Annotated in this window: 19 protein-coding genes; 11 read left to right on the forward strand and 8 right to left on the reverse strand. The window is 39.0% G+C overall.

Annotated features, from left to right (window positions below; genetic code table 11):
• Positions 1-275 precede the first annotated feature (275 nt).
• Positions 276-926: a response regulator transcription factor gene (locus H7254_RS11775; protein ID WP_301933152.1), complete on the forward strand. Its 651-nt coding sequence runs from the start codon at positions 276-278 to the stop codon at positions 924-926.
• Between the two features lie 79 nt (positions 927-1,005).
• On the opposite strand, the gene H7254_RS11780 is transcribed toward H7254_RS11775, so the two are convergent.
• Complete coding sequence (locus H7254_RS11780; protein WP_301921995.1) at positions 1,006-1,641, reverse strand: deoxynucleoside kinase; 636 nt, start codon at positions 1,639-1,641, stop codon at positions 1,006-1,008.
• 127 nt (positions 1,642-1,768) lie between these two features.
• On the reverse strand, positions 1,769-2,770 hold the full coding sequence (trpS, locus tag H7254_RS11785) for a tryptophan--tRNA ligase (protein WP_301933153.1): 1,002 nt from the start codon (positions 2,768-2,770) through the stop codon (positions 1,769-1,771).
• Between the two features lie 117 nt (positions 2,771-2,887).
• Here trpS and gatC point away from each other — a divergent pair, with 117 nt between their 5' ends.
• The 3 genes from gatC to H7254_RS11800 all read left to right on the forward strand — a co-directional run bounded on the left by gatC (position 2,888) and on the right by H7254_RS11800 (position 4,623).
• A complete protein-coding gene (gene gatC, locus H7254_RS11790) occupies positions 2,888-3,178 on the forward strand; it encodes an Asp-tRNA(Asn)/Glu-tRNA(Gln) amidotransferase subunit GatC (protein ID WP_301933154.1) in 291 nt (96 codons plus the stop codon).
• 101 nt (positions 3,179-3,279) lie between these two features.
• Entirely contained in the window at positions 3,280-3,993 is a 714-nt protein-coding gene (locus tag H7254_RS11795; protein WP_301933155.1) for an ABC transporter ATP-binding protein, read from the forward strand.
• A 69-nt stretch (positions 3,994-4,062) separates the two neighbouring features.
• Positions 4,063-4,623, forward strand: a complete 561-nt coding sequence (locus tag H7254_RS11800) for a cob(I)yrinic acid a,c-diamide adenosyltransferase (protein WP_301923039.1) — start codon at positions 4,063-4,065, stop codon at positions 4,621-4,623.
• Positions 4,624-4,691: 68 nt separating this feature from the next.
• On the opposite strand, the gene H7254_RS11805 is transcribed toward H7254_RS11800, so the two are convergent.
• The gene (locus tag H7254_RS11805) at positions 4,692-5,348 is read right to left on the reverse strand and encodes an ABC transporter ATP-binding protein (protein ID WP_301933156.1); all 657 of its coding nucleotides are present in this window, start codon (positions 5,346-5,348) and stop codon (positions 4,692-4,694) included.
• A gap of 150 nt (positions 5,349-5,498) precedes the next feature.
• Here H7254_RS11805 and H7254_RS11810 point away from each other — a divergent pair, with 150 nt between their 5' ends.
• Positions 5,499-5,720, forward strand: a complete 222-nt coding sequence (locus tag H7254_RS11810; RefSeq protein ID WP_301923037.1) for a DUF2795 domain-containing protein — start codon at positions 5,499-5,501, stop codon at positions 5,718-5,720.
• A gap of 223 nt (positions 5,721-5,943) precedes the next feature.
• On the opposite strand, the gene H7254_RS11815 is transcribed toward H7254_RS11810, so the two are convergent.
• From H7254_RS11815 to H7254_RS11830, 4 genes are all read right to left on the reverse strand, one after another.
• A complete protein-coding gene (locus H7254_RS11815; protein ID WP_301923036.1) occupies positions 5,944-6,756 on the reverse strand; it encodes an enoyl-ACP reductase in 813 nt (270 codons plus the stop codon).
• 198 nt (positions 6,757-6,954) lie between these two features.
• The gene (gene recN / locus H7254_RS11820) at positions 6,955-8,610 is read right to left on the reverse strand and encodes a DNA repair protein RecN (protein ID WP_301933157.1); all 1,656 of its coding nucleotides are present in this window, start codon (positions 8,608-8,610) and stop codon (positions 6,955-6,957) included.
• A 124-nt stretch (positions 8,611-8,734) separates the two neighbouring features.
• A complete protein-coding gene (locus H7254_RS11825) occupies positions 8,735-9,490 on the reverse strand; it encodes a zinc ribbon domain-containing protein (protein WP_301923034.1) in 756 nt (251 codons plus the stop codon).
• Between the two features lie 172 nt (positions 9,491-9,662).
• The gene (locus H7254_RS11830) at positions 9,663-10,760 is read right to left on the reverse strand and encodes a Nif3-like dinuclear metal center hexameric protein (RefSeq protein WP_301933158.1); all 1,098 of its coding nucleotides are present in this window, start codon (positions 10,758-10,760) and stop codon (positions 9,663-9,665) included.
• 58 nt (positions 10,761-10,818) lie between these two features.
• Between H7254_RS11830 and H7254_RS11835 the strand changes: the two genes are divergently transcribed.
• The 5 genes from H7254_RS11835 to H7254_RS11855 all read left to right on the forward strand — a co-directional run bounded on the left by H7254_RS11835 (position 10,819) and on the right by H7254_RS11855 (position 20,923).
• Positions 10,819-12,279: a carboxypeptidase M32 gene (locus H7254_RS11835; protein WP_301933159.1), complete on the forward strand. Its 1,461-nt coding sequence runs from the start codon at positions 10,819-10,821 to the stop codon at positions 12,277-12,279.
• 43 nt (positions 12,280-12,322) lie between these two features.
• Positions 12,323-12,757, forward strand: a complete 435-nt coding sequence (locus tag H7254_RS11840) for a hypothetical protein (RefSeq protein ID WP_301933160.1) — start codon at positions 12,323-12,325, stop codon at positions 12,755-12,757.
• 202 nt (positions 12,758-12,959) lie between these two features.
• Positions 12,960-17,759 (forward strand): PKD domain-containing protein, encoded by a 4,800-nt coding sequence (locus H7254_RS11845; RefSeq protein WP_301933161.1) that lies wholly within the window; start codon positions 12,960-12,962, stop codon positions 17,757-17,759.
• Between the two features lie 232 nt (positions 17,760-17,991).
• The gene (locus H7254_RS11850) at positions 17,992-19,026 is read left to right on the forward strand and encodes a PorP/SprF family type IX secretion system membrane protein (RefSeq protein WP_301933162.1); all 1,035 of its coding nucleotides are present in this window, start codon (positions 17,992-17,994) and stop codon (positions 19,024-19,026) included.
• Positions 19,027-19,309: 283 nt separating this feature from the next.
• Positions 19,310-20,923 (forward strand): amidase, encoded by a 1,614-nt coding sequence (locus H7254_RS11855; protein ID WP_301933163.1) that lies wholly within the window; start codon positions 19,310-19,312, stop codon positions 20,921-20,923.
• A gap of 129 nt (positions 20,924-21,052) precedes the next feature.
• Here H7254_RS11855 and H7254_RS11860 read toward each other — a convergent pair whose 3' ends face one another.
• The gene (locus H7254_RS11860) at positions 21,053-22,258 is read right to left on the reverse strand and encodes a bifunctional 3,4-dihydroxy-2-butanone-4-phosphate synthase/GTP cyclohydrolase II (RefSeq protein ID WP_301933164.1); all 1,206 of its coding nucleotides are present in this window, start codon (positions 22,256-22,258) and stop codon (positions 21,053-21,055) included.
• Positions 22,259-22,444: 186 nt separating this feature from the next.
• On the opposite strand from H7254_RS11860, the gene H7254_RS11865 reads away from it, so the two are divergent.
• Positions 22,445-25,777, forward strand: a complete 3,333-nt coding sequence (locus tag H7254_RS11865) for a TonB-dependent receptor (protein WP_301933165.1) — start codon at positions 22,445-22,447, stop codon at positions 25,775-25,777.
• The last annotated feature ends 434 nt before the right edge of the window (positions 25,778-26,211 follow it).

The raw sequence follows: 26,211 nt of genomic DNA on the forward strand, positions 1-26,211 counted from the left end.
CAGGGCATAGTGCAAACAGAATTTGACAGGCTAAACCACGTTTCTACAGGACTGGGTTTAAAAAATATTGCCAGTCGCATAAAAGTATTGAACGGCCGGATTTTTTTTGAAATAGATCCAAGTCATACTTATTTTAAAGTAACATTAGAAATACCTAAAGATTCAACTTACTAAAGAGTTGTTTTTATAGAAACATGCTAAACCCGTTATTACCGTTGCTGCTATTCTGATTTAAAAAAAATAAATATTTTCATAGATTTGACTAACCTGTTTTTATGGATCCAATTAAAGTTGCAATAGCCGATGATCACCAGATTTTCAGAAAAGGAGTTATCCTTTCAATGCGTTCCTACACGGAATTTAAATTTGTACTGGAAGCAAACAATGGTGAAGAACTTTTAGCAAACCTTGCAGAGGCAGCCCCTGATGTTGTATTGTGCGATTTAAAAATGCCCGTAAAAGATGGCATTGATACCACTAAGCAAATCACTAAAGACTATCCCCATATTAGAGTTATTATTTTAACGATGTATGAAGACGAACGTTTTGTAGGCCACCTGATGGATTGCGGTGCAGCAGGTTATTTACTAAAAAGTACCGACCCGTCTGAAATAAAAAAAGCTATTCTGGAAGTTATGAAAACGGGCTTTTACCTAAATCCGTTTGTAAATAAAGTACTGGTTAAAAAAAATTACAGCCGGCAGAAATTCAATCCCACCCTGACTACTGAAATTGTTGTTACTGACAGAGAAAAAGAAGTACTTACCTTGGTTTGCCTAGAATTTACCGCAGCAGAAATTGCTCTAAAAATGGACATAAGTTCTAGAACCGTAGAAGCGATCAAAGACAGAATGATGGAGCGCTTTGGCGTTAAAAACTCTGTAGGCCTCGCTTTTTTTGCTATGAAAAATCAACTGATAGACTAAATGGCTGATCGCTGACTTTTAAATTTTTATTTATTTAAAAATACCCGGCATCAGAAATGCGACGTCCCACATCAGCCGTTTAAAAAAGCCCGAATAATTTTGAATCAATGCTGGATATAATTTGACCCAGGTGCTCTTCATTTTCTGCAAATTTATTTTTATCCGCATCAATGATTAATAACGGGCCTTCTTTATAACTGTCAATAAAACTGTTGTAATAATCATTTAATTTTTTTAAATAATCCAACCTGATATTTTCCTCATATTCCCGGCCTCTTTTTTGAATTTGCGCTACCAAAGTTGGTACAGATGCCCTTAAATAAATAAGCAGGTCTGGCGGTTGTACCATCGATTTAAGGGTTTCAAAAAACTGGTAGTAATTATCGTAATCCCGTTTGCCCATCAGCCCCATATCGTGCAGATTGGGAGCAAAAATGTTGGCATCTTCATATATGGTTCTATCCTGTATAACTGTTTCAGAACCATGTTGAATTTCCAGCAACTGCTTTAGCCGGCTATTTAAAAAAAACACCTGCAGGTTAAAACTCCACCGGGGCATATCTTCATAAAAATCATTCAGGTAAGGGTTGTGATCCACATCCTCAAACTGGGGTATCCATTTGTAATGTTTGCTTAACATTTCTGTTAAAGTAGTTTTCCCGGCACCGATATTTCCGGCTACTGCAATATGTTTTGGTTTTTTTGATTTGGCCATGTTGCCCTATCCCCGATGGGTGATTTAAAGATGATAAAATTATTGCTGAAAACTCTATAAAGAAGTGAATGTAGGAAACTTTGGACTATAAAAAATTCAAAATCTAAAACCTGTTGGCAGCCTGGTATTAATAATTTAACCCAATTGCTTCTCTTACCAACTGCATGGTTGCCTTTGCGCTGACACCCGCTTTAGCAGCTCCCTTTTCCATCACCTCTTTCAGGTACTTTTCATCATTTAAAATCTCTTTTATTTTGATCCGGACAGGAGCAATAAATTGTACCATATCTTCTGCCAGCTGCTTTTTCATATCTCCATACCGGATAGTACAATTGTTATAATCAGCTTCAAATTTTGAAATAACTTCTTCTGTACTTACCAGTTTCATTAAACTAAAAACATTTTCTATGTAGCCCGGCTTGGGCGAATTCATTTCTTTCGGGCCTTCGTCTGTTTTAGTTTTCATTACTTTTTTTCGAATCATATCATCTTCATCAGCCAAAAACAACGTAGCCATCTGATTTTCACTTTTACTCATTTTTCCTGTTCCATCAAGGCTGGGAACTTTTACTAATTCCTGATTATAATTAAATGCAAACGGCTCAGGAAAAACTTCTCCATACCGGTGATTAAACCGGTTAACATAGGTTCTTGCCATTTCAAGATGCTGTTCCTGGTCTTTACCAACAGGCACATATTTAGCCCGGTGCAAAAGAATGTCCGCGGCCATCAGTACGGGATAAGTCAGCAATCCGGCATTAATATTATCAGGGCTCTGACGCACCTTATCTTTAAAGGTAACTGTTTTTTCAAGTTCACCAGTGTAAGCAAGCATGTTCAGATACAAGTACAATTCTGATGTTTCTTTTACCTGGCTCTGGCAATACAAGGCTACTTTATCAGGGTTCAGTCCACAGGCAATATTTTCTGCCAATACCCTGTGTACATTGTCTTTCAACTGTTTTGTATCAGGATGGGTGGTAAGCGAATGCAGGTCGGCCACCATAAAATAACAATCATACTCTTCCTGCATTTTTACATAATTGCGTATGGCACCAAAATAATTTCCAAGGTGTAAAAATCCGGTAGGCCGGATGCCACTCATTACAATTTCTTTTTTTTTATTCATAAAGGACGACAAAGATAATAAAACTCAATAGTCATCTGCCATTACTTGGCAGGAAAAATTAACTGCCATTCATATAAATTCGACAGGTCTGTCAGCCTAATCCATTATTTTTACCTGATGGAAGTAAATGATACCCTGGTAGATAAAATTGCACACCTTGCAAGACTTCAGTTTAATACTGTTGAAAAAGCAGCGATTAAAACAGACTTACAGAAAATGATTGCTTTTGTAGAAAAACTGAATGAACTGGATACCACAGGAGTGTTGCCCCTGTTGCATATGAGCGATAATGTAAACGTATTGAGGCAGGATAAAGTTAAAGGAAGCATCTGCAGGGAACAAGGGTTAAAAAATGCACCAGTACACGACAATCAATTTTTTAAGGTTCCAAAAGTTATAAAGAAATAGCCGCTATTTGGCTGACCAATACTTTTGTTTGTATCGCTTAATCCCTAACTCTGGTAACTTTTACCAAATAATTATTTACAAAATCATTAAACAATACCACCATGCAGGGAATTATTCATCTGGAAGATATTTGCAAAAGTTATTATTTAGGCAAGCAGGAACTAGAGGTACTTAAAGGCATCAATATTGATATTTTGAAAAATGAATTTGTTGCTTTAATGGGGCCCAGTGGTTCAGGAAAATCTACCCTGATGAATATTTTAGGCTGCCTTGATACAACTACAAAGGGACGCTATATTTTAAACGGCCATGATGTAAGCCGGATGATTGATGACGACCTGGCTGAAATACGCAATAAAGAAATTGGTTTTGTATTTCAGCAGTTTAATTTGCTGCCAAGGTTAACCGCAGCCGAAAATGTAGCGTTGCCACTTATTTACAGTGGCATTGCAAAAAAAGAAAGAATGGAAAGGGCACTGGAAGTTTTACATAAGGTAAAACTGGATGACAGAAGCCACCATAAACCAAATGAATTAAGTGGTGGCCAATGTCAAAGAGTTGCCATTGCCAGGGCTTTAATAAATGATCCTGCCATTATTCTGGCAGATGAACCAACCGGTAACCTTGACTCTAAAACATCGCATGAAATAATGGATATCCTGGGTAAGATACATACCGATGGCAATACCGTTGTGCTGGTTACACATGAAGAAGATATTGCCGCGTTTGCCCACCGGGTAATACGCTTACGCGATGGTGTTATTGAAACAGACAGTATCAATGCCAATCCTTCAGTAATTATCCAACCTGCTTAGCCGGCTGTATTTTTATAAACTATTTCTTCTTTTTTTTGTTCCCCATCCATTATTATAATTAAAAAAATTATGTCAGTAAAGATTTATACCAAAACTGGCGACCTGGGTAAAACTAGCCTGATTGGCGGAACGAAAGTGCCCAAAAATCATTTGCGCATAGAAACTTATGGTACGATGGATGAGTTAAATTCATACATCGGGCTGGTGAATGACCTTATTGAAGATGTACCTTCCAAAATTATTTTAAAAGAAATTCAGGACCGACTATTTACCGTTGGTTCTTCGCTGGCCTGCGATCCTGACAAAGAACCGTTGATGAAAATACCTGACCTTAAAGAGGCTGATGTATTATTACTGGAGAATGAAATAGACAGGATGAATGAAGTGCTTCCGCCCATGAAGCATTTTATTTTACCCGGTGGCCATGTAGCTGTTTCTACAACGCATGTGGCCCGCTGCATTTGCAGACGTGCCGAAAGATTGTGTGTAAACATGCAGCAACATGAACTGTTTGTAGAACCGCTGGTGATAAAATACGTCAATCGTTTAAGTGATTATCTGTTTGTTTTATCAAGATACATCGCCCATTTATTACAGGTACAGGAAGTAGCCTGGAAACCGAGGATTTAAGAGAAAATTTTTTAATGGCTGATTAAAAAAATATTTTTAATTAACAAACCCTGTTTTACTCTTCATTATTAATTATTGATTATAATCCCATCTTTCATGTGCAAAATGCGGTCGCTCATTTGAGCCAGTTCTTCGTTATGGGTTACAATTAAAAAGGTTTGCTTAAACTGGTCCCGTAAATCAATAAAAAGTTTGTGTAATTCTTTGGCATTGGAACTATCTAAGTTTCCGGTTGGCTCATCCGCCATTACGATTAAAGGGTCATTAATAAGTGCTCTCGCCACTGCTACCCTTTGCTGTTCGCCGCCAGAAAGTTGCTGTGGTTTGTTGTCTATCCGGTCAGAAAGTCCTAAAGTTGTTAACAAATTGATCGCTTTTTCCCTGATTTCCTTTTTTTTTCTGCCCGCAATCCAACCGGGAATACATACATTTTCCAGGGCGGTAAACTCGGGTAATAAATGGTGAAACTGAAAAACAAAGCCGATATTTTTATTGCGAAAAGCAGCTAATTTTTTGCCGGCAAGTGCTTCTATTCTTTCCCCGGCCAATAAAACAGATCCTTTATCTGCGGTATCCAAAGTACCAAGAATGTGTAGCAGCGTGCTTTTACCGGCACCAGATGACCCTACAATACTTACAATTTCTGCTTTTTGAATATTGATATCAACACCCCGTAAAACCGGCAGACTGCCATAGTTTTTAATAATATTTGTTGCTGTCAGCATCTGGCTAAAGTAACTAATAATTAATAATTTACGGGATTTTAATCATAGTATTTAGCCATTTAAAATAAAAAATAAGAGCAAGGTTTTAAAAACACATTTGTTTAATTCCACCAAACTTTTACATTTGCAAAAAATAAACCAATTTAAACAATGTTTTGGACACTAGAATTGGCCTCTCATTTAGAAGATGCTCCATGGCCGGCAACAAAAGATGAACTGATAGATTTTGGTATTCGCAGTGGTGCGCCTATTGAAGTAATTGAGAACCTGCAGGAGCTGGATGATGAAGGTGAAATTTATGAGGGGCTGGAAGATATCTGGCCGGATTATCCAAGCCAGGAAGATTTCTTTTTTAATGAAGATGAATATTAATTAATCCTTTGGTTTTCTTTTAAAGAAGCCATTTAATATATCGTTGCACTATAAAGCCACTAACTTTTGTTAGTGGCTTTTGTAGTAAGATTAACCGAAGGAAATTCAGTGCTTATTTCTTTTATTCACAAGTAACAATTACTATACCGTGCTTCACAATGGTATGCGGTACAAGAGAGCGACGCAACAATGTAAAATTGAAAAACAACAGCCCGGACCAAATTTATTTCTCCATCATCTCAATGACTTGTTCAGAAACACCGGTACTGGAAAAACCGCCATCATGAAAAAGATTTTGCATGGTAACCATCTTTGTTAAATCGCTGAATAAGGTTATGCAGTAATTGGCACAATCTTCAGCACTGGCATTGCCCAGCGGACTCATTTTTTCGGCATAGTTTATAAACCCTTCAAAACCCTTTACACCGCTACCCGCAGTGGTACGTACCGGTGATTGTGAGATGGTGTTTATCCTAACCTTTTTATCAACAGCATAGTAATAGCCAAAACTACGGGCTACACTTTCCAATAAAGATTTGGCGTCGGCCATTTCGTTGTAGTTGGGAAACACCCGCTGGGCGGCGATGTAAGTAAGTGCTACTACGCTGCCCCATTCGTTGATGGCATTTTCCTTCATGGCAACTGCCAGCACCCTGTGCAAACTGGTGGCTGATATATCAAGGGTTTTAGCGTTAAAGCCATAATCAATTTCGGTATACGATTTTCCTTTGCGCATGTTTACACTCATACCAATGGAATGTAAAATAAAATCAACGCCACCACCAAAATGTTCTTTTGCCTTTATAATCAGGTTCTTTACATCTTCGTTGCTGGTAACATCACACGGAATTACCGGTGCATTAACCAGTTCAGCTAATTTATTGATCTCCCCCATCCGCATGGCTACCGGAGCATTGGTTAATAACAGTTCGGCTCCTTCTTCGTGGCAGCGCAGGGCTGTTTTCCAGGCAATAGATTTTTCATCAAGGGCTCCAAATATAATTCCCTTTTTTCCTTTAAGTAAATTGTAAGACATAGCTGATTTTAATTTGAAAGGTAAAAATAAGGTTTGTATGGTTTAAAGAAAAAATCTTCTCTGTGTATTAATTGCTGATGGCTAATTTTTTGATGATTGCAGATGTTTTCAATTGAAAGATCTATATCAGCATTATTTTTCTATTGCTTTCTCAAGCACCTGAGGAGGTGAATAACCTGTCAGTGTAATTATTAATTATTAATTCCCAACCATCTCTCTGGCATTCTCCAATGCAGCAGCAGTAGGCTTTTCGCCGCTCAGCATTTGTGCAATGGCTATAACCCGTTCATCGGTATTTAGCAGGCGGATAGCGGTATTAATTTTATCACCCTTGGTACTTTTGTACACATAATAATGGGCATTGGCTTTGGCAGCAATCTGTGGCTGGTGGGTAATGGCGATTAACTGGTGGCCGGCAGATAAATCTTTCATAATCATACCTACCTGTTTGGCCGCTTCACCGCTGATACCGGTATCAATTTCATCAAATATCAATGTGGGCAGTTGTAATTTTTTAGCCACCAGCGATTTTATACACAGCATTAACCTGCTTAACTCTCCTCCACTGGCTACTTTGCGCAATGGTTCAAAGCGACCGCTTTTATTGGCATCAAATAAAAATTCAATGGTATCTGCCCCGTCTGTGTTTAAAGGCACTTTTTGCAGCAATACTTTTATTACTGCATTGGGCATACCCACCTGCACCAGCAAACTGTTTACTTTTTCTGTAAAAGGCGTTATGACTTTATTGCGGTTGGCTGTAATGGTTGCTGCCAGTTGTTCGCATTGTAACAGTAATTGTTTCGTGGCCTGCTCTTTTGCCGTAATGGCTTCACCGATGTTTAAGATATCATTCAGTTTCTGTTGCAGGGTATCTTTAATATTTAATAATTCGGAGGTGGTATGCACGCTGTGCTTTTTCAATAATTTGTAGCCCAACGAAATTTTATCATTCACCTCTTGTATTCTGCCGGGGCTGTAATGTATACCGTTGTCGATGGTTTCCAGTTCATCGCCAATATCCTGCAATTCTGCCTGTACACCCTGCAAACGCCTGCTAAGGTCATTTATTGAGGAATGGTATTGCTGTATTGTAAGCAGTTTATTGCTGAGCGATTTTACCTGTTGCGTTATGGGTTGCTCGCTGTCTTTTAATTCAAAATAAATAGCGCTTAACTGCTGTTTTACATTTTCGGCATTGCTCAATAATTTCAGTTCCGCATCCAGTTCTTCCAGTTCATTTTCTTTCAGAGCGGCTTCTTCCAGTTCATCAAATAAAAATTGATTATAATCCAATGCTGTATTGGAATCAGCCTGTTGTTGCACCAGTTGCTGCAACTCCTTTTTTGTTTTGCTGTATTTTATAAAAACGCCTGCATACTCCTGCAGTAAATTACCGTTACCGGCCAGCGCATCCAGCACTTCCCGCTGAAAATTGCTGTCGCCCAGTTCGAGTGTATCAAATTGCTGGTGCAGGTCTACCAGTAAAGAACTTAATTCTTTCAACTGGCCAAGGTTAACGGGTGTATCATTTATAAAAGCCCTGGATTTTCCATTTACCGCTATCTCCCTTCGTATTACTACTTCTTCTTCCTCATCCAGATCATTGCCTTTTAAAAACTGTCTGATGGTTCTTCGGCCGGCTACTTTAAAAAATCCCTCTACCACACATTTTTTATCTTTATTCATCAACATAGCACTATCCGCACGCTCGCCCAATATCAGGCTTAGGGCACCCATTAAAATACTTTTACCAGCACCGGTTTCGCCCGTAATAATATTCAGGCTTGCGTTAAAATCAATGGCGATTACATCTATAATTGCGTAGTTCTGTATGTTTAATTTTTGCAGCATAATTGAAGGAGCAAATTAGTTTTTTTTTAGCTGCTAAAATTGTTTTGATGAATTAAAAAAAGGCTGCCCAATAAAAAAGCACCTCAGTAACTGAAGTGCTTTTTTATTTATTCCGTATGGCCGATTATTTTATTTCAATGCTGTCATTTAAATCTACATCCACTAAAATACGTCCGCAGTTTTCACAAACAATCACTTTTTTACGTAATTTAATTTCACTTTGCTTTTGGGGCGGTATGGCATGAAAACAACCACCACAACTGTCTCTTTCTACAGGGACAACGGCCAAACCATTGCGGTAATTTTTGCGAATGCGGTCGTAGCTTAGCAGTAAGCGCTCATCCACATGGCTTCTCGCTTCCATGGCCTGCTTGTTATACTGTTTTTCTTCTTTTTCAGTTTCGCCGATAATTTTTTCCAGCTCTCCTTTTTTGCCACTTAAATTGCCTTCTTTGATACCTACGGCTTTTTTAGCTATCTCCAGTTGCTTGGCTTTTTCACCAATTTCTTCTGTTGCATCTTTAATGTGTTTTTCACATAGCTTCACTTCCAGGCTCTGCATTTCAACTTCTTTATTGATTGCTTCAAACTCCCGGTTATTCTTTACGTTTTCGCTTTGCTTTTCGTATTTTTTAACCAGTGCTTCAGCTTCTTTAATGGCTTCTTTTTTCTGATTAATAAATTCCTGCATGCCATTAATTTCCTCTTCAACGCGGGTTTGGCGGGCATGCAAACCTTCAATTTCATCTTCCAGGTCTTTTACCTCAATCGGTAATTCACCTTTCAAAATTTGAATTTCATCCAGCTTGCAATCCACTTTTTGTAAACGAACAAGCGATGTTAATTTTTCTTCAACGGAGAAATCTTTTACTGCGGCCATATTATTGTTTGAAATTTATATTTTTAAAAGTTGTGTTACCGGTATTTTAGCAAGTTTGAACATCACTGCAACTACTTCAACATCACGGGAAATCTTATTTTGAATTCCTATACCGAACGCTTTCAATTTGCTACCTTTTTACACTCCATCTGCTTACAATTTTTTATCTATTTTAAACAAAGTAGTGAACAGGGTTGGTTTTAACCCCTGTTTTTAGGACGGCGAAGTTAAGGAATTTTTCCCTCAAAATATCAAATAACAGGTTAACTGTGTATTGTTCGCTTTCAAAGTGACCAATATCTGCAATTACAAGCTGGTCGTTGGCGTCAAAAAATTCATGGTATTTTACATCCCCGGTAACATAAAAATCAGCACCAGCAGCTATTGCAGCTCCAATAAGAAAGCTACCGGCACCACCGCAAAGCGCTATTTTTTTAACCGCTTTATCTAACAACGGCGTATGCCGGATGACGGTTAAACCAAACACATTTTTTAATTGTTGCAAAAAAGCCGTTGAAGAAATTGCTTCCGTTAATTCGCCGATAAGCCCGCTGCCGGTTTGCTGGTATTTATTTTCCAGCAAAAAAATATCATACGCAACTTCTTCATAAGGATGGGTTGCCAGCAGGGCTTTCAGTAATTCATTTTCAATCCAGGCAGGAAAAATCATTTCCAGCCGCAGTTCCGTATTCATGTGCCTTAATCCAGGTGTACCTACAAAGGGATCTGTACCCTCACCACCTTTGAAAGTTCCTTCCCCTTCAACTGTAAAACTACATTCACTGTAATTGCCAATTTGCCCGGCACCTGCAGCAAACAAAGCATCCCTCACTTTAATTGCCTGTTCGGCAGGCACAAAAGTTACTAGCTTTTTAAGAATGCCTTTTTTAGGTTGTAATACCCGTTGGTTAAGTAACCCCAGTAACTGCGCCATTTTACCATTTACACCAGTTAAAATATTATCCAGATTGGTATGAATGGCATAAATGGCAATGTCATTTTTAATTGCCGCAATGATCGTTTTCTCTACATAATTTTTACCGGTTATTTTTTTTAATCCGCCAAAAATTATGGGATGATGGGCCACAATAAGATTGCAGTTTTTTTCAATTGCTTCCTGCACCACAGCCTCTGTTGCATCCAATGTAGTGATGATGCCAGTGCATTCCCAGTTTGCACTACCAGTTAATAAACCGGCATTATCATAACTTTCCTGTAAACTTGCAGGTGCAATGGATTCTAAAAAAGAGGTGATATCCTGTATGTTCATTTCAAAAAAAATTAAAAAGATGAGTACTACTGAATTATATGCTAGCTACAAAACAAAGATGCAAAAAATAGCTGATGTAAAATACGCCAGCGCTGTTTTACAATGGGACCAGGAAACTTATCTGCCACCCAAAGGCAACGATTTCAGGGGAAGACAACTGGCAACCCTTAGTGAAATTGCACATGAACAATTTACCACGGAGGCCATGGGCGCTTTGCTGCAGGAATTAAGCAGCAAAGAAGATTTAAATGACAAAGAAAAAATAAATGTTCAGTTAAGCCTGGAAGATTATAACCGCAATAGAAAATTAAGCAGCGATTTTGTAAGGCGGATGAGTGAAGCGGTGAACGCCTCCTATCATGCCTGGGTAAAGGCCCGAAACGATAATTCCTTTGCAGGTTTTCAGCAACCTTTGCATGCGCTGATAGCATTAAAAAAACAGGAATCCGATATGCTGGGCTACGAACAACATCCCTACAATGCCCTGATGAACGAATATGACAAGGGACTTACCGTTGCTACGGCAGACGGTATTTTTACCAACCTGAAACCTCAGTTATTATCCTTAATAGAATCAATAAAAAACAAATCGCAGGTAGACAATTCTTTTTTGCATCAGCATTTTGATAAAGATGCTCAATGGAAATTTGGTATTGAAATTCTGAAGCAGATTGGATTTGATTTTGAAGCCGGCCGGCAGGACCTGAGTCTGCATCCTTTTACCACCAGTTTTAATAACCAGGATGTACGTGTAACAACACGGATAGATGAAAATGATTTTGGCAATATGACCTGGAGCTGCATTCATGAAGGCGGGCACGCCCTGTACGAGCAGGGTTTACCAACAGAAGAATACGGCCTGCCATTGAGCGAATACTGCAGCCTCAGCATCCATGAAAGCCAGAGCCGTTTGTGGGAAAACTCCATTGGCCGCGGCCTTCCTTTTTGGCAACACAATTTTAAGTTACTGAAAACGTTTTTTCCTCAGCAGTGTACTAACCTAACGGTAGAAACCTTTTACAAAGGCATCAACAAAGTGGAACCGTCATTAATACGCACTGAGGCGGATGAGCTGACCTATCATTTTCATGTGATGATACGTTACGAAATTGAAAAAATGTTGATTGATGGAACCATTGCGGCCAAAGACATTCCGGCTTATTGGAATGAGCATTATAAAAACTATCTGGGTGTTACAGTACCCGATGACAAAAGAGGGTGCTTACAGGATATACACTGGAGCCATGGAAGTTTTGGTTATTTTGCAACTTATAGTGTTGGCAGTATAATTGCAGCCCAATTGTATGCATCGATTGAAAAAGAAAATGAATCTGTAAATAGGGAAATTGCCAAAGGAAATACAACGGCTATATTGAACTGGCTGAGACAAAATATTCATCAATACGGAAGGCAGTACACATCCGGACAATTGTGTAAAAATATAACTGGTGAGCCATTGAATTCAAAATATTTTATTGACTATGCTACAAAAAAATTTACCGGAATCTATGATATATAAAAGTAAAAAAAGACTTGCTTCATTTTATCTAACCAGCTTTCTTATGGCTGCATGCTGTTCGCTGTTGATTTTATCGGGCGGCTGTAAAAAACTAGCGTTGGCAACCGGCGACCAGCATGCACTGGAACAATACTTTGCTGACAATGTTTTAAACAGAACTTTTGTAGTAGACTTTGCAACCGATAGCAGTGTAGATATTACCAGTAAATACAGTGGTAATAATTTTATTTTAACAAAAACCACTTCTTATTACGATGGCAATATGACGGGTACTAAAGACGGCATGACCTATACCGGTACCTGGGTTAGCAACAGTGACTACAGTAAACTGGTGATCAATCTAAACTCACCTTCGGTGCCTGCCACATTTGTTTTTTTTAACCGGGTATGGAAATTTACAAAAAAAGGCGTGCCGGTGCTTCAGCTTGCGCCCTGGGACAGCACAGACCCAAAAGTACTTTATATGAGAAGGCTCTGATGTATTAAATTAAATGTTATTGTACCCCTGCAATAGTTTCGTATCCTTACCGGTAGTTGATGAGAGGCCTTTGCATAACCTCTTCTTCTTGTAATATTAAAAATCCACTTCACAATTTTTATATCTTTTTGGAGTTATCTAACAGGTTGGCTGCATCAATACCAGCGGCTTATTCCTGATAACATCCAAAAGTAAAAATCCTATGATAGCCAGAACTGCAACCAAGGCATGCTGTCTGTTATTATTAACTATAATTAGTTATAGCCTGCAAGCACAACTGGTAGCAAATTTTACTGCCACACCCACCAGTGCATGCGCTCCATTGGTAGTTCATTTTAAAGACATTACCACTAACCAACCAACGCAATGGAAGTGGAATTTAGGCAATGGTACTATTTCATTTTTGCAAAATCCTTCGGTTACGTATTTTAATCCCGGCCAATACACAATTAAGTTAGTAGTAAAAAACAGATTGGGTGAAGATTCAATTACAAAAACTAAATTTATAAATGTATACGCACAACCAAAAGTGCAGTTTAAAAGTAATATCACTTCGGGTTGCTTTCCATTACCTGTTCAATTTACCGATCAAAGCACTGCCGTTGGGGGGGTAATCAATACCTGGCAGTGGGATTTTGGTGATGGCTTTTCATCCAGCCTGCAAAATCCAGCACATACTTATCACTCATCAGGTAATTTTAGTGTTACGCTACGGGTAAGAAACAGCAATAATTGTTTAACGACACTTTCAAAATCGCAATTTATAAAAATCAGCTCAGGGGTAAAAGCTAATTTTAGTAACAATGTTCCTGACAATTGTACTTTTCCCGTTCCCGTCAATTTTAAAAATTTGTCAGCAGGCACAGGTACACTTACTTACAAATGGGATTTTGGAGATGGCACCGTTTCAACACAGCTAACCCCTTTACACACTTACTCAAACTATGGTATCTTCACTGTCAGTTTAATTGTGATCAACGCCAGCGGATGTACCGATACCATTACAAAAGCCAATGAAATTGTAATCAGTAAAGTGAAAGCTGCTTTTACCAATGCCGATACTGTATGTGCCTTGCAGGCCCTTTTGTTCACCAATACTTCCAGCCAGGCAACGGTATCAAACAAATGGAGTTTTGGTGACGGCACTTTTTCCTCAGCAATAAATCCAATAAAAAAATATACAAATGCCGGAACGTTTGATGTAAAACTCATTGCTAATTTTGGCAGTTGTACAGACTCGGCAATAAAAACAATTACGGTAAGCCCAAAGCCATTAGCAGCCTTTACTTTAGCCGACTCAGTTTCCTGCAATACTCCGTTTGCAGTGCGTTTTACCAGCCAGGCTGCAGGTGCAGTTGCCTACAAGTGGAGTTTTGGCGACAGTACATTTTCAACCGATGAAAATCCGGTACATACCTATACTGGCAGAGGAAAATTTACTGTACAATTAGTTATTACAAACGCAAACGGATGTACAGATAGCATCATAAAAAAAGATGTTATAAAAATTCAAAAGCCAATGGTATCCCTTGGCAATTTACCGGATAGTGGCTGTATTCCTTTTACAAAAACATTCATTACTACTATCAATACTGTTGACCCGGTGACAGGCTATTTATGGAATTTTGGAGAGGGTACCAGTTCTACGGAAGCTACACCCACGCATATTTATTCTAACGAAGGCGTGTACGCTGTTTCAGTTATAGTAACTACTGCAGGTGGTTGTACAGATACAGCCATAGTAAACCGTGGTATTATTGCAGACGCAAAACCAGTACTCAATTTTACTGCTTCACCCAGAATTACCTGTGCAAAAACGGCTGTTGATTTTAAAGATCTTACTATTGGCAAGGCAACAAAATGGTTATGGCTCTTTGGTGATAATAATGCATCCAATGTTCAAAACCCCTCTCATTTATATTCAGATACAGGAAAGTTTGACATAAAATTAATGGTATGGAACAACGGCTGTGCCGACAGCATTTTGTTTAAAGATTACATACACGTCAATGCACCCATTGCAAAATTTACATCAACAATGGATTGTAAAAAACCATACGAACGCGTATTTACTGATCGTTCTATCGGTGCTGATGAATGGAACTGGGATTTTGGAGATGGCACTACCTCTACCCAAAAAAATGTTACACATCAATATCCCCATACCGGTCTTTTTGAAACCAGTTTAATGGTAAAAAATTATACAACCGGTTGTGAATTTACCACCAAGATAATAATACAAATAGTGGCGGTAAAGGCCGCCTTTACTACTTCTGACAGTGCGATCTGTAAAGGAGGCCAAATTAATTTTACCACCGGCTTAAGCTTATCTGATGTTGGTTCTTTTAACTGGAATTTTGGAGATGGCACAAACCTGAATAGTATAACAAATACTGCCACGCATGTTTATCGTACGGCGGGCAATTACACTGTGCGTTTAATTATTACTAACATTCTGGGTTGCACGGATACCCTTACAAAAAACATGAATATCAGGGTAAATGGTCCTACTGCAAAGTTCAATTCAACCGTAACCGGAAGTTGCCTAAACACGCCGGTTATTTTCAATAATCTTTCTGTAACCGATGGACAAAATTCTATAAAAAACTTTACCTGGATATATGGAGATGGTTATACAGAAACACTTGCTACCGCACCCTTTCAACATGCCTATGCTGGCGTAGGCACATATGTGGTAAAATTACTGATTACAGATTCCATTGGTTGCAGAGATAGTTTTACCATTGCTACTCCATTGATTATTTCAAAGCCTGTGGCTAAATTTATTACCGCCGACACCCTTACCTGTCCCACTAAACCAGTACATTTCGTTAATCAGTCAACAGGACCAAACCTTACCTACCGCTGGGCTTTTGGAGATGGTGGAACGTCCACTGTACAAAGCCCATTTTATACATTTGCAGGCAATGGTAGTTTTACCGTATCACTTTATATAACCGACCAGTATGGATGTACCGATTCAGTAAGCAAACCAAATTTTATAAATATAGTAACACCAAAAGTCAATTTTTTAATGAGCGATTCGCTGAGTACATGCCCGCCATTAATTGTTCAGTTCACTAATTTATCAAGTAACTATATTTCAACAATGTGGGATTTCGGTGATGGAAATTCAGCCACAATCGAAGCCCCTACTCACTTTTATAGTTATCCTGGAACTTACCTTGTAAACCTTACCGCCGCAGGGCCTGGCGGATGTACCACTACAATGGAAAAATCAATTCTGATAAAAGGGCCACGCGGAACCTTTACTTATGACCCGGTGATTGGCTGCAACCAGGTAAAAAGTAATTTTACAGCTAATACTATTGATGCCATATCAATTTTATGGGATTTTAACGATGGAGCTACTTTTGATACTACCGATTCAACAACAAATCATTTATACACTTATGCAGGCACTTATATTCCGAAAATGATTTTAAAAGATGATGATGGCTGTCTGGTACCCATCAGGGGCCGTGATACCATTATAGTAACCGGAGTAAAAGCCGGATTTAAGTTTAACAGCGCAGCACTTTGTAATTCAGGCACGGTTTCATTCACTGATTCATCTTTTAGCAATGATATTATCAACAGCTACAAATGGACAATGGGCGATGGAGCAGCCAGCACAGACACCAATCCGGTACATCAATATATTAATAAAGGTTTGTACTATCCAAAATTGGTTATCACCACCGAACATGGATGCACCGATTCAATGATATCGTCCGTTCCGGTAAAAGTGGTAGCATCACCGCATATAAATTTTACTACTACTGCCAACGGTTGCACACCGTTAACCATTACAGCAAAAGGGATGGTAACTGTGGCAGATACGTCTGCCCTTAGCTGGCATTGGGATTTTGCGAACAATAATATTTCCAAGCTGCAAAATCCTGCTGCAGAAAATTATAACACAGCCGGAGTATACACAATTGCACTGCTGGCAACCAACAGCAGCGGATGTACAGATACCATCAGCAAAACTATTGAAGCGTACGGCATACCAGCTGTAACCGCAGGGCAGGATACATTTATTTGTAAACTCCATGGCATTAATTTACAGGCTGCTGGTGCCAGCACTTACAACTGGAGCCCATCAACAGGCCTCAGCTGCACTACCTGTGCAAACCCTTTGGCCACACCAGCCAGCAATATTAATTATATTATAAAAGGTACTTCCATACATGGTTGTACTGGCAGTGGTACCTTAAAAGTAATAGTTAAATATCCGTTCAAAATTAGTTACGGCAACCGTGATACGCTGTGCAGGGGAGAATCAGCAAAATTATTTGCCACAGGAGCAAACAACTATGTTTGGACACCTGCCGCAGGACTTAACAATCCTCTTGCAGCAAATCCCGGCGCAACACCAGATACTACCACCAATTACATGGTAGTTGGCAAGGATGATAAAAATTGCTTTACAGATACCGGCTATGTTTTTATAAAAGTATATCCAATCCCTGTGGTAAATGCAGGGAATGATCAAAGAATTAACGTAGGCAAATCGTTTGATTTATTGCCGGTTATTTCCGCTGATGTTACACAGGTATTGTGGTCGCCCACTTCGGGAATTTTTCGCAGCAGTTATCCCGGCATTACCATTAAACCCATTACCAATACAGAGTATACAGTTAAAGTAATTAACGGTGGCGGCTGCACTGCAGAAGATAAAGTGAATATTATTGTAACCTGTGATGGCAGCAATGTTTTTATACCGAATACTTTTTCGCCTAATGGAGATGGAGCCAATGATATTTTTTATCCCAGGGGATCAGGCCTGTTTAAAATAAAAAACTTCCGCATTTTTAACCGCTGGGGCCAGATAGTATTTGAAAAAAATAGTTTCAATGCCAATGACCCTTCGACTGGTTGGGATGGCACTTTCAGAGGAGCAAAATTGAATCCGGAAGTATTTGTTTATACAATTGATATTATTTGCGATAACAATACCATACTCAATTATAAAGGCAATGTAGCATTGATTCAATAAAACAATTTTTGTTTTTTGTTGACAAACAACAAAGATAATATACACTTAAAATGGCTGAATATTTTATTTCAAATGCATAAAAGTTATAAGCTGAAGTTGGATATTATAATTAAAAAAAATATAGCAAGGTAGGAAAACTTATGTATAATTTATTTACAGTCAACATACCAAAGTTACCGGGTACTCGTTTATACAAATAATAAAAGTAACCTCGAAACCAAAATCTGAACCCATGAAAAATGATGTACACAATATATTGTGTTGCATATTTATACTGCTATCATCGTTGCAGGTGACTGGGCAGGATATACATTTTTCCCAATTTTTCGAAACTCCACTTTTGCGTAACCCGGCACTGGCAGGGCTTTTTTCAGGCGACCTTCGTTTACAATCCGTTTACAGAACACAATGGCAAAGCGTAACAGTACCTTACCAGACCGTTTCATTAAATGGCGAATATAAAATAGCCGTTGGTAAAAGCGAAGATTACCTTACGGTTGGTGGTCAAATTTTATATGATAAGGCAGGTGACATCGCACTAACGGCAACACATGTATTACCCGCATTAAATTACCACAAATCTTTAAGCGAGGAAAAAAATATATACCTCTCCCTGGGATTTATGGGTGGCATAGTACAACGTAGATTAGACCGCAGTAAAATTACTACCAACAGTCAGTTTGATGGTAACAGTTACAATGAAGGCCTTGCTAACGGAGAAACGTTCAATAAAAATGCCTACACTTATTTTGATGGTACTGCCGGTTTAAGTTTTAATGCGCAGTTAGGAGGTAATCCGGACAACAATATGTATGCAGGCGCTGCTTATCATCATTTTAATAAGGCTGCTAAAATTTCATTTTACGGCAACAGCAGTTTAGAGATGATACCCAAGTGGGTTTACTCAGGCGGTGTAAGATTAAGCACTGCAGAAAACTCATATATCACCATTGAAGGCGATTACAGTAAACAGGGCCCGTACACGGAAATGGTAGCAGCTTTAATGTATACGTTTAAATTAGATGATGCAGATGCACCAAAATATTTGTTACATGGTGGTGCAGTTGTACGCTGGAACGATGCAATTATTCCGGTAGGAAAAATAGAAATGAAACCACTGTCCATATCGGTAAGTTACGACGCCAATATTTCAAAACTATCCGCCACAAGTTCGGGAAGGGGTGGATTGGAAGTAGGTATTTCTTATCAAAAATATATTAATAAAGATAATAGCAGTAAAGAAGCAGTTCGCTGCCCGAGATTTTAAATTTTTTGTTCTGTACTTTCTAATTTTCAAGACTCGTGTCCTAACACCAAGAGCTTTTGTTTTTATGGATTGTTTGGATAACAAGAGCCCCCTTTTTAAGGGGGTTTTTTTGTGTGCCTGCAATTGAGCTAAACGTACTTATTTATGTGGTTATATTTTAAGTTCAACTGAATGATGCAATATGTTGCCACCGCAGTGATTTATGCTACTATGAGAAAAAAATCAACAAACAAAAAATGGCGGGTATCTGTTTTACAATTAATTTTAACTAAATAATTTTTTTATGAACAGAAGACTTTTTTTACGCACTGGTTCGCTGGCAGGATTGACATTAACCACCGCAGGATTGACGGCATTGGATAATACAAAATCATTAAAAGACAGCGCAACCAATCAGCAGGGCAGGTTTGAACTGGAGGAAATTACAATAGATGAACTTCAACAAAAAATGAAAAGCGGCCAAACCAGTTCAGTTACTATTACACAGCTTTACTTAAACCGCATTGCTTTAATTGATAAGGCTGGTCCCACAATCAATGCCGTTATAGAAATAAATAAAGATGCGCTGGCAATTGCAGCGGCAATGGATAAGGAAAGAAAAGCCGGTAAAATAAGAGGCCCTTTACATGGCATTCCTGTTTTGATAAAAGACAATATTAACACAGGCGATAAAATGATGACTACAGCAGGTGCCCTGGCCATGACAGGAAATATTGCTGCAAAAGATGCCTTCATTGTTGAGCAGTTGAGAGCCGCAGGAGCTGTGCTATTGGGTAAAACCAATTTGAGTGAATGGGCCAATTTTCGCAGCAGTAGAAGCACCAGTGGCTGGAGCAGCCGGGGTGGCCAAACCAAATGCCCTTACATTACAGACCGCAATCCTTCAGGTTCAAGCGCTGGCTCGGGCGCTGCTGCCGCAGCCAGCCTTTGTGCCGTTGCAATAGGTACAGAAACCGATGGATCAATTGTTTCGCCCGCTGCAGTAAATGGTTTGGTTGGTATAAAACCTACGGTAGGTTTATGGAGCCGTTCAGGTATTATCCCTATTTCGGCCACACAGGATACTGCAGGCCCGATGGCACGTACCGTAAGGGACGCAGCGATTTTATTAGGAGCATTAACGGGGGTTGACAGCAAAGATGCTGTTACGATGCAAAGCGAGGGGAAGTACCACAAAGACTATACAGGTTTTTTAGATGCCGGCAGTTTAAAAGGCAAACGCATTGGCATTGAAAAAATGCATTTAAAAGGAAATGAAAAAGTAGTAACCCTGTTGCGGCAAGCCATGGCGTTAATGGAAAAACAAGGTGCCATACTGGTGGAAGTTGAAATACTGAAAAGCATTGCTGAACTGGGCGATGCAGAATTTACTGTGTTGCAATATGAATTTAAGGAGGGTGTAAACAGCTATCTTGCTACAGCCAATTGTAAAATGAAATCATTGCAGGATGTGATAGATTTTAACCTGCAAAACGAAAGCAGGGCTATGCCCTATTTTAAACAGGAAACATTGATCAGCAGCCAGGCAAAGGGCAATCTTGACACCAAAGAGTATACAGATGCACTGGCAAAATCGTTAAGCTCCAGAACATTGATTGGTAACCTTATGAAAGAACAGCAATTAGATGCAGTGTGTGGCGTAACAAACGGTTTAGCTTGTTGCATCGACCTGATTAATGGCGATTACGATACTGGCTTTTCATTCTCTACACCCGCCGCCGTAGCTGGTTTTCCACACATTACCGTACCCATGGGATTTGTACATGAACTACCCCTGGGTATTTCATTTTTTGGTACAGCATACACCGAACCTGCTTTATTGGGCATAGCTTATGCTTACGAGCAGGCTTCTAAAAAAAGAAATAAACCAACTTTTAAGGCTGATTTATTGAAGTAAGTTGATTGAAGGATTTATAGAATTGATTTGATGTCTTTTCTCTTTTTAAATAATCCTGTTAAATAAATCATGCATCAAAATCTGATAGCTGCAGGATGCCATGGTAGTGATATTAAATTTTAAATGGTATTATTGTTTACTCATAATATCATGCCCCATTTTATCTCTTTTGGTAGTAAGGTATTTTTCATTGTGCTTATTGGCTTTAATTTCAATAGCAATGGTTTCCACCACTTCCAGTCCGTAACCCAATAAGCCGGCACGTTTACGTGGGTTGTTGCTCATCAGTTTCATTTTGCTAATGCCCAAATGCCGCAGTATTTGTGCACCCACTCCATAATCTCTTTCGTCCATACCAAAACCCAGTTGCAGGTTAGCCTCAACGGTATCAAGGCCCTGTTCCTGTAGCTTATAAGCTTTCAATTTATTGATTAAGCCAATGCCCCTACCCTCCTGGTTCATGTACAGTACAAGCCCTTTGCCGGCTGCTTCTATCATTTTTAAAGCTTTGTGCAACTGATCACCACAATCGCAGCGAAGAGAGCCCAATATATCCCCCGTCATACAGCTACTATGTACCCTCACCATTACCGGTTCATCTTTTTCCCAGTCACCTTTTTTTATAGCCAGGTGTATTTCGCCGGTGTTTAATTGTTTAAAAGCAATCAGTTCAAAAATGCCGTATTTGGTTGGCATCTGTACCCTTTCTTCTTCCTGAATCAATGTTTCTTTACTAAGCCGGTAGGCAATCAGATCTTTTATGGATACCACTTTAAGATCAAATTTTTTGGCTATTTTTTTTAATTGCGGTAACCGGGCCATGGAGCCGTCTTCATTCATAATTTCCACCAACACCCCTGCTGCCTCAAAGCCGGCGAGTCTTGCCAGGTCAATGGTAGCTTCGGTATGGCCGGATCTTCTTAATACTCCACCCTTTCTTGCCCTTAATGGAAAAATATGCCCGGGGCGGCCAAGATCCTGAGGTTTTGTAGATGGATCCACCAGTGCCTGTACAGTTTTAGCCCTGTCGTGAGCCGATATACCCGTAGTACATCCGTTACCCAAAAGATCCACACTTACTGTAAAAGGGGTTGCATGCAGGGAAGTATTATCGCTTACCATCGCCTGCAGATTTAAGGCATCACAACGTTCCTCCGACAACGGAACACAAATAAGACCCCTTCCGTACCTGCTCATAAAATTGATGATAGCCGGCGTAACATTTTGTGCAGCGGTTATAAAATCGCCTTCATTTTCCCTGTCTTCATCATCAACCACTATTACCAGTTTACCAAATTTTATATCTTCAATGGCACTTTCAATACTATCTAACATCAGTTATATTTTATTTTTTGCAAAGTTAACAAGGTTTATCCTTTGCTGATTAGGTTGGTGTTGCGGAATAAGAAATAGTTTGTGGTAAAGCAGCGTTCAACAATATATCAATGCCTTTACGATTTGACAACCCCAATAAACATTTGTATCCAAGCTTTAGTTTCTTTTCCTACCTAAAAAAAAGATATGCATATTAAAAAAATTCTTTTCCTCCTTTTACTCTGTTGTGCAGGTTCATTTACAGTGAGTGCACAGGTTACTACCAGCAGCTTTGTCGGTTATGTAAAAGCTGAAAATGGCGCAGCTTTGGCAGGAGCCACTATTACAGCCATTCACCAACCCACGGGAACTAAATATATTACTATCAGTAAAAAAGATGGAAATTTTACCATCCCTAATACCGTAATTGGCGGCCCTTATCAGTTAACAATAGAATCTGTTGGTTACAACAAACAAATAATTGAAAATATTACTTTAAACCTGGGAGAACCTTATACTGTAGATGTAGCATTAACGCCTGCTACTTTTGTTTTAAAAGAGGTAACTATTACATCTGCCAACCGTGCCAACCGTGCCAAAACAGGGGCAAGTACAATTTTTAACAGCAAACAAATTACCACTTTGCCCTCTATTTCAAGAAGTATTACAGACTTTACCAGGTTAACCCCACAGGCAAGCAGCGGCAATAGTTTTGCAGGAAGAGACGGAAGATTTAATAACCTGCAGATTGACGGAGCAAATTTGAATAATAATTTCGGGCTGAGTACAGACCCTCAGCCTGGTGGCGGTGCAAGCCCTGTTTCACTAGATGCACTTGACCAGATTTCTGTAAACATTGCACCGTATGATGTAAGACAATCTGGTTTTACCGGAGCAGGTTTAAACATTACAACTAAAAGCGGAACTAACACTTTACATGGCACGGCCTACGGATTTTACCGCGATCAAAGCTTTAATGGAAAAAATATTGGAAGCACAGTATTGACCCCAATACCGCAAAAAAATAAAGTGTATGGCGCAAGCCTTGGAGGGGCAATCATTAAAAATAAATTATTTTTCTTTTTAAATGCCGAATGGGAAAACGCTTCTCAGCCCAATCCAAATACTTTTGTTCCGCAGGGTTCTGCTGCATCTGGCCAGCCCTCCGCTGCTCCGAAGGATTCTTTAGATAAATTCAAAGATGCCTTGAAATCCAAATACAATTATGATGCAGGTGTTTATGATAACAGACCGAATTTTGTTACCAAAAACCGAAAGTTTCTTGCCAAGATTAACTGGAACATCAATAACATACACAAGCTTGTTTTGAAGTACAGTGATTTTAAAGGAAGCGACCAATCTGGATTGAATGGCAGTAGTGTACCCAACAGTGGTGCAGGAGGTTTTTTTATTGGTTCAGCAGCTTCTCAAACAAGATTACCTAACAATAGAAACAGCAACCAGTCAATTGCTTTTTCCAATTCTGATTATGCAACAGATCACATCGTAAAATCTGCCACACTGGAACTGAACAGTAATTTTAATAGCCGCATTTCTAACCAATTGTTATTTGCGTATACACATATTAACGACGTGAGAAATAGCCCTGGTGGAGTTTTTCCTACCATTGAAATATTTGATACCACCGGTTTAATACCTGGCATCACAAAAAACAGGAATTACATGAGTGCCGGTACTGATCCTTTTACAAGAAACAATGAAGTGATCAATAACGTGGCTACAATCACAGACAACTTTACGTTGTTTGCAGGAAAGCATACTTTAACAGCAGGTGCAACTTACGAATATCAAAAAGTAGGCAATTCATTTATGGGTGGGTCAGAAAGCTATTACATGTATAACAGCCTCAATGATTTTATAACCGATAACCGTCCTGCATTTTTCTCTTACACCTATTCACTCGTTCCGGGACAGCCCAAAGTATTTTCTGCCGATTTAAAAATTGGCCAATTGGGTGTGTATGTACAGGATGAATATAACCCCAGTTCAAATTTTAAATTAACATTCGGTATAAGAGCTGATGTGCCTACTTATTTGAAGCAACCGATTGAAAACCCCGCCATCACTGCTTTACAATTGCCCGACAAAAATGGTAATCTAACTAATTTCAATACGGGGAAATGGCCAAAATCTACCATATTGCTTTCGCCTCGTATTGGCTTCAGGTGGAAAGTGCCTGATGAAAATAGCCTGGTTATTCGTGGCGGAACAGGTATTTTTACAGGTAAAATACCCTTTGTATTTTTAACCAACATGCCTAGTAGCAGCGGAGTTTATCAGAACGGTGCAGTGCTGAATACCGCAGCGGCTTTAACGGGTATAACCTTCAACCCAAACCCGGATGCTTATATAGATAAATTTCCGCCAACTGCAACAACAAAAGCCCCCGGGAGTTTTGTATTAATTGACCGGAATTTTAAATTTCCACAGGTGTTCAGAACCAATTTTGGCATTGACAAGCAATTTGGAAATGGCTTTATTTTTACCTGGGATGTGATGTACACAAAAGATTTGAATGCGGTAAAAATGCGCAATGCCAATTTAAAAGATCCGGGTAATAATTTATCCGGCCTAGATAACAGGGCTTACTATCCTTCAACTACAATTGCAGCAGATAAATTTGTATATCCAAACCTGGCTGGAACTGGCCGCGGAGGAACGGCTATTATTCTTGAAAACACTAATAAAGGATACTCATTTTCAAATACCTTTCAATTATCAAAAGCATTTACAAAAGGATTTTATGGTTCTGTAGCCTATACCTACACAGTGGCCACAGAAGTTAGTCCAAACCCCGGATCACAGGCCACTTCGGCCTGGCAGTCTATTATTAACAGGGGCACGCCCAACAGTGAAGAATTGTATAATTCTGCTTACTCTGTACCACACCGTATTGTTGGTTCATTGTCATACCGGTTCGAATATGCCCATCACCTGGCAAGTACCATTTCTTTATTTTATGAAGGGAATGCCCAGTCAAGATTTAGTTATATAATTGGTGGTGACCTGAATGGTGATGGCAACAACGCATCTGACCTGATGTTTATTTATGCCAAAGGTTCTGACATAAATTTTGCGGATGTTAAAAACACAGATGGTTCAATTAAATATTCCATTGCAACACAGCAGGCGGCATACGATCAGTTGGTGAGTAATACCCCTTATTTAAAAAATCATGTTGGCCAATATGCCGAAAGAAATTCAGCGTTAACACCTTGGTACAACCGGCTGGATATGCGTTTTCTGCAAGACTTCTTTATAACCGCTGGTCAAACAAAGCATAACCTCCAGTTTAGCGTGGATATCATTAATCTTCCTAACCTGCTTGATAAAAATGCGGGTGCAAAAGATTTGTATACTATCAATAATCCGCTCTCCTACAAATTTATCAATGCCAGCAAAGCTCCGGTGTATAACCTGGCAGAATTCAATGGCAGATTGGTAACAACTCCATTTCAAAAAAATATATCCAATCTTAGTACCTGGGGCATGCAACTTGGCTTAAGATATAGCTTTTAAAGATTGAGGTGTTACAGGTAAAACGCCCGGTAATTCCGGGCGTTTTTTTATTGGCCTCAATCATTTAAAATTAGTAAAGTCTTGCGGGTAGCTTAACTGTTGAATGCTTATTTTAACCTGCCTGATCATCTGTATCCAGAAAAATTTTTTTATGTAAAACATAACAAATTCAGCAGTTATTTCCTTAAAAACAGGTACGAAAAATTCGTAACAATTTAATAATATTTTCCTTATTGATTATTCGTTTACTTAATGCGCATAATTGATGAAATAAATTTAACAAAATTGGCACATCACAGAATATTATTCAATGAAAAAACGATGCTGACTTTTAAGTACTATATCGTAATAACGAGGTTAAAAATATTGTTAGAATTATATTATTTTTGCGCCGCTTGTCATATGAATATTAATATTTTTTCTAACAAAAATCT

The organism is Ferruginibacter sp. (genome assembly GCF_014377975.1).
Classification (GTDB): Bacteria; Bacteroidota; Bacteroidia; order Chitinophagales; family Chitinophagaceae; genus Ferruginibacter.

Excerpts from the sequence above, each read along its gene's own strand:
- H7254_RS11775 (WP_301933152.1), top strand. The coding sequence starts at position 276 with ATGGATCCAATTAAAGTTGCAATAGCCGATGATCACCAGATTTTCAGA.
- H7254_RS11780 (WP_301921995.1), bottom strand. The coding sequence starts at position 1,641 with ATGGCCAAATCAAAAAAACCAAAACATATTGCAGTAGCCGGAAATATC.
- trpS (WP_301933153.1), bottom strand. The coding sequence starts at position 2,770 with ATGAATAAAAAAAAAGAAATTGTAATGAGTGGCATCCGGCCTACCGGA.
- gatC (WP_301933154.1), top strand. The coding sequence starts at position 2,888 with ATGGAAGTAAATGATACCCTGGTAGATAAAATTGCACACCTTGCAAGA.
- H7254_RS11795 (WP_301933155.1), top strand. The coding sequence starts at position 3,280 with ATGCAGGGAATTATTCATCTGGAAGATATTTGCAAAAGTTATTATTTA.
- H7254_RS11800 (WP_301923039.1), top strand. The coding sequence starts at position 4,063 with ATGTCAGTAAAGATTTATACCAAAACTGGCGACCTGGGTAAAACTAGC.
- H7254_RS11805 (WP_301933156.1), bottom strand. The coding sequence starts at position 5,348 with ATGCTGACAGCAACAAATATTATTAAAAACTATGGCAGTCTGCCGGTT.
- H7254_RS11810 (WP_301923037.1), top strand. The coding sequence starts at position 5,499 with ATGTTTTGGACACTAGAATTGGCCTCTCATTTAGAAGATGCTCCATGG.
- H7254_RS11815 (WP_301923036.1), bottom strand. The coding sequence starts at position 6,756 with ATGTCTTACAATTTACTTAAAGGAAAAAAGGGAATTATATTTGGAGCC.
- recN (WP_301933157.1), bottom strand. The coding sequence starts at position 8,610 with ATGCTGCAAAAATTAAACATACAGAACTACGCAATTATAGATGTAATC.
- H7254_RS11825 (WP_301923034.1), bottom strand. The coding sequence starts at position 9,490 with ATGGCCGCAGTAAAAGATTTCTCCGTTGAAGAAAAATTAACATCGCTT.
- H7254_RS11830 (WP_301933158.1), bottom strand. The coding sequence starts at position 10,760 with ATGAACATACAGGATATCACCTCTTTTTTAGAATCCATTGCACCTGCA.
- H7254_RS11835 (WP_301933159.1), top strand. The coding sequence starts at position 10,819 with ATGCAAAAAATAGCTGATGTAAAATACGCCAGCGCTGTTTTACAATGG.
- H7254_RS11840 (WP_301933160.1), top strand. The coding sequence starts at position 12,323 with ATGGCTGCATGCTGTTCGCTGTTGATTTTATCGGGCGGCTGTAAAAAA.
- H7254_RS11845 (WP_301933161.1), top strand. The coding sequence starts at position 12,960 with ATGATAGCCAGAACTGCAACCAAGGCATGCTGTCTGTTATTATTAACT.
- H7254_RS11850 (WP_301933162.1), top strand. The coding sequence starts at position 17,992 with ATGAAAAATGATGTACACAATATATTGTGTTGCATATTTATACTGCTA.
- H7254_RS11855 (WP_301933163.1), top strand. The coding sequence starts at position 19,310 with ATGAACAGAAGACTTTTTTTACGCACTGGTTCGCTGGCAGGATTGACA.
- H7254_RS11860 (WP_301933164.1), bottom strand. The coding sequence starts at position 22,258 with ATGTTAGATAGTATTGAAAGTGCCATTGAAGATATAAAATTTGGTAAA.
- H7254_RS11865 (WP_301933165.1), top strand. The coding sequence starts at position 22,445 with ATGCATATTAAAAAAATTCTTTTCCTCCTTTTACTCTGTTGTGCAGGT.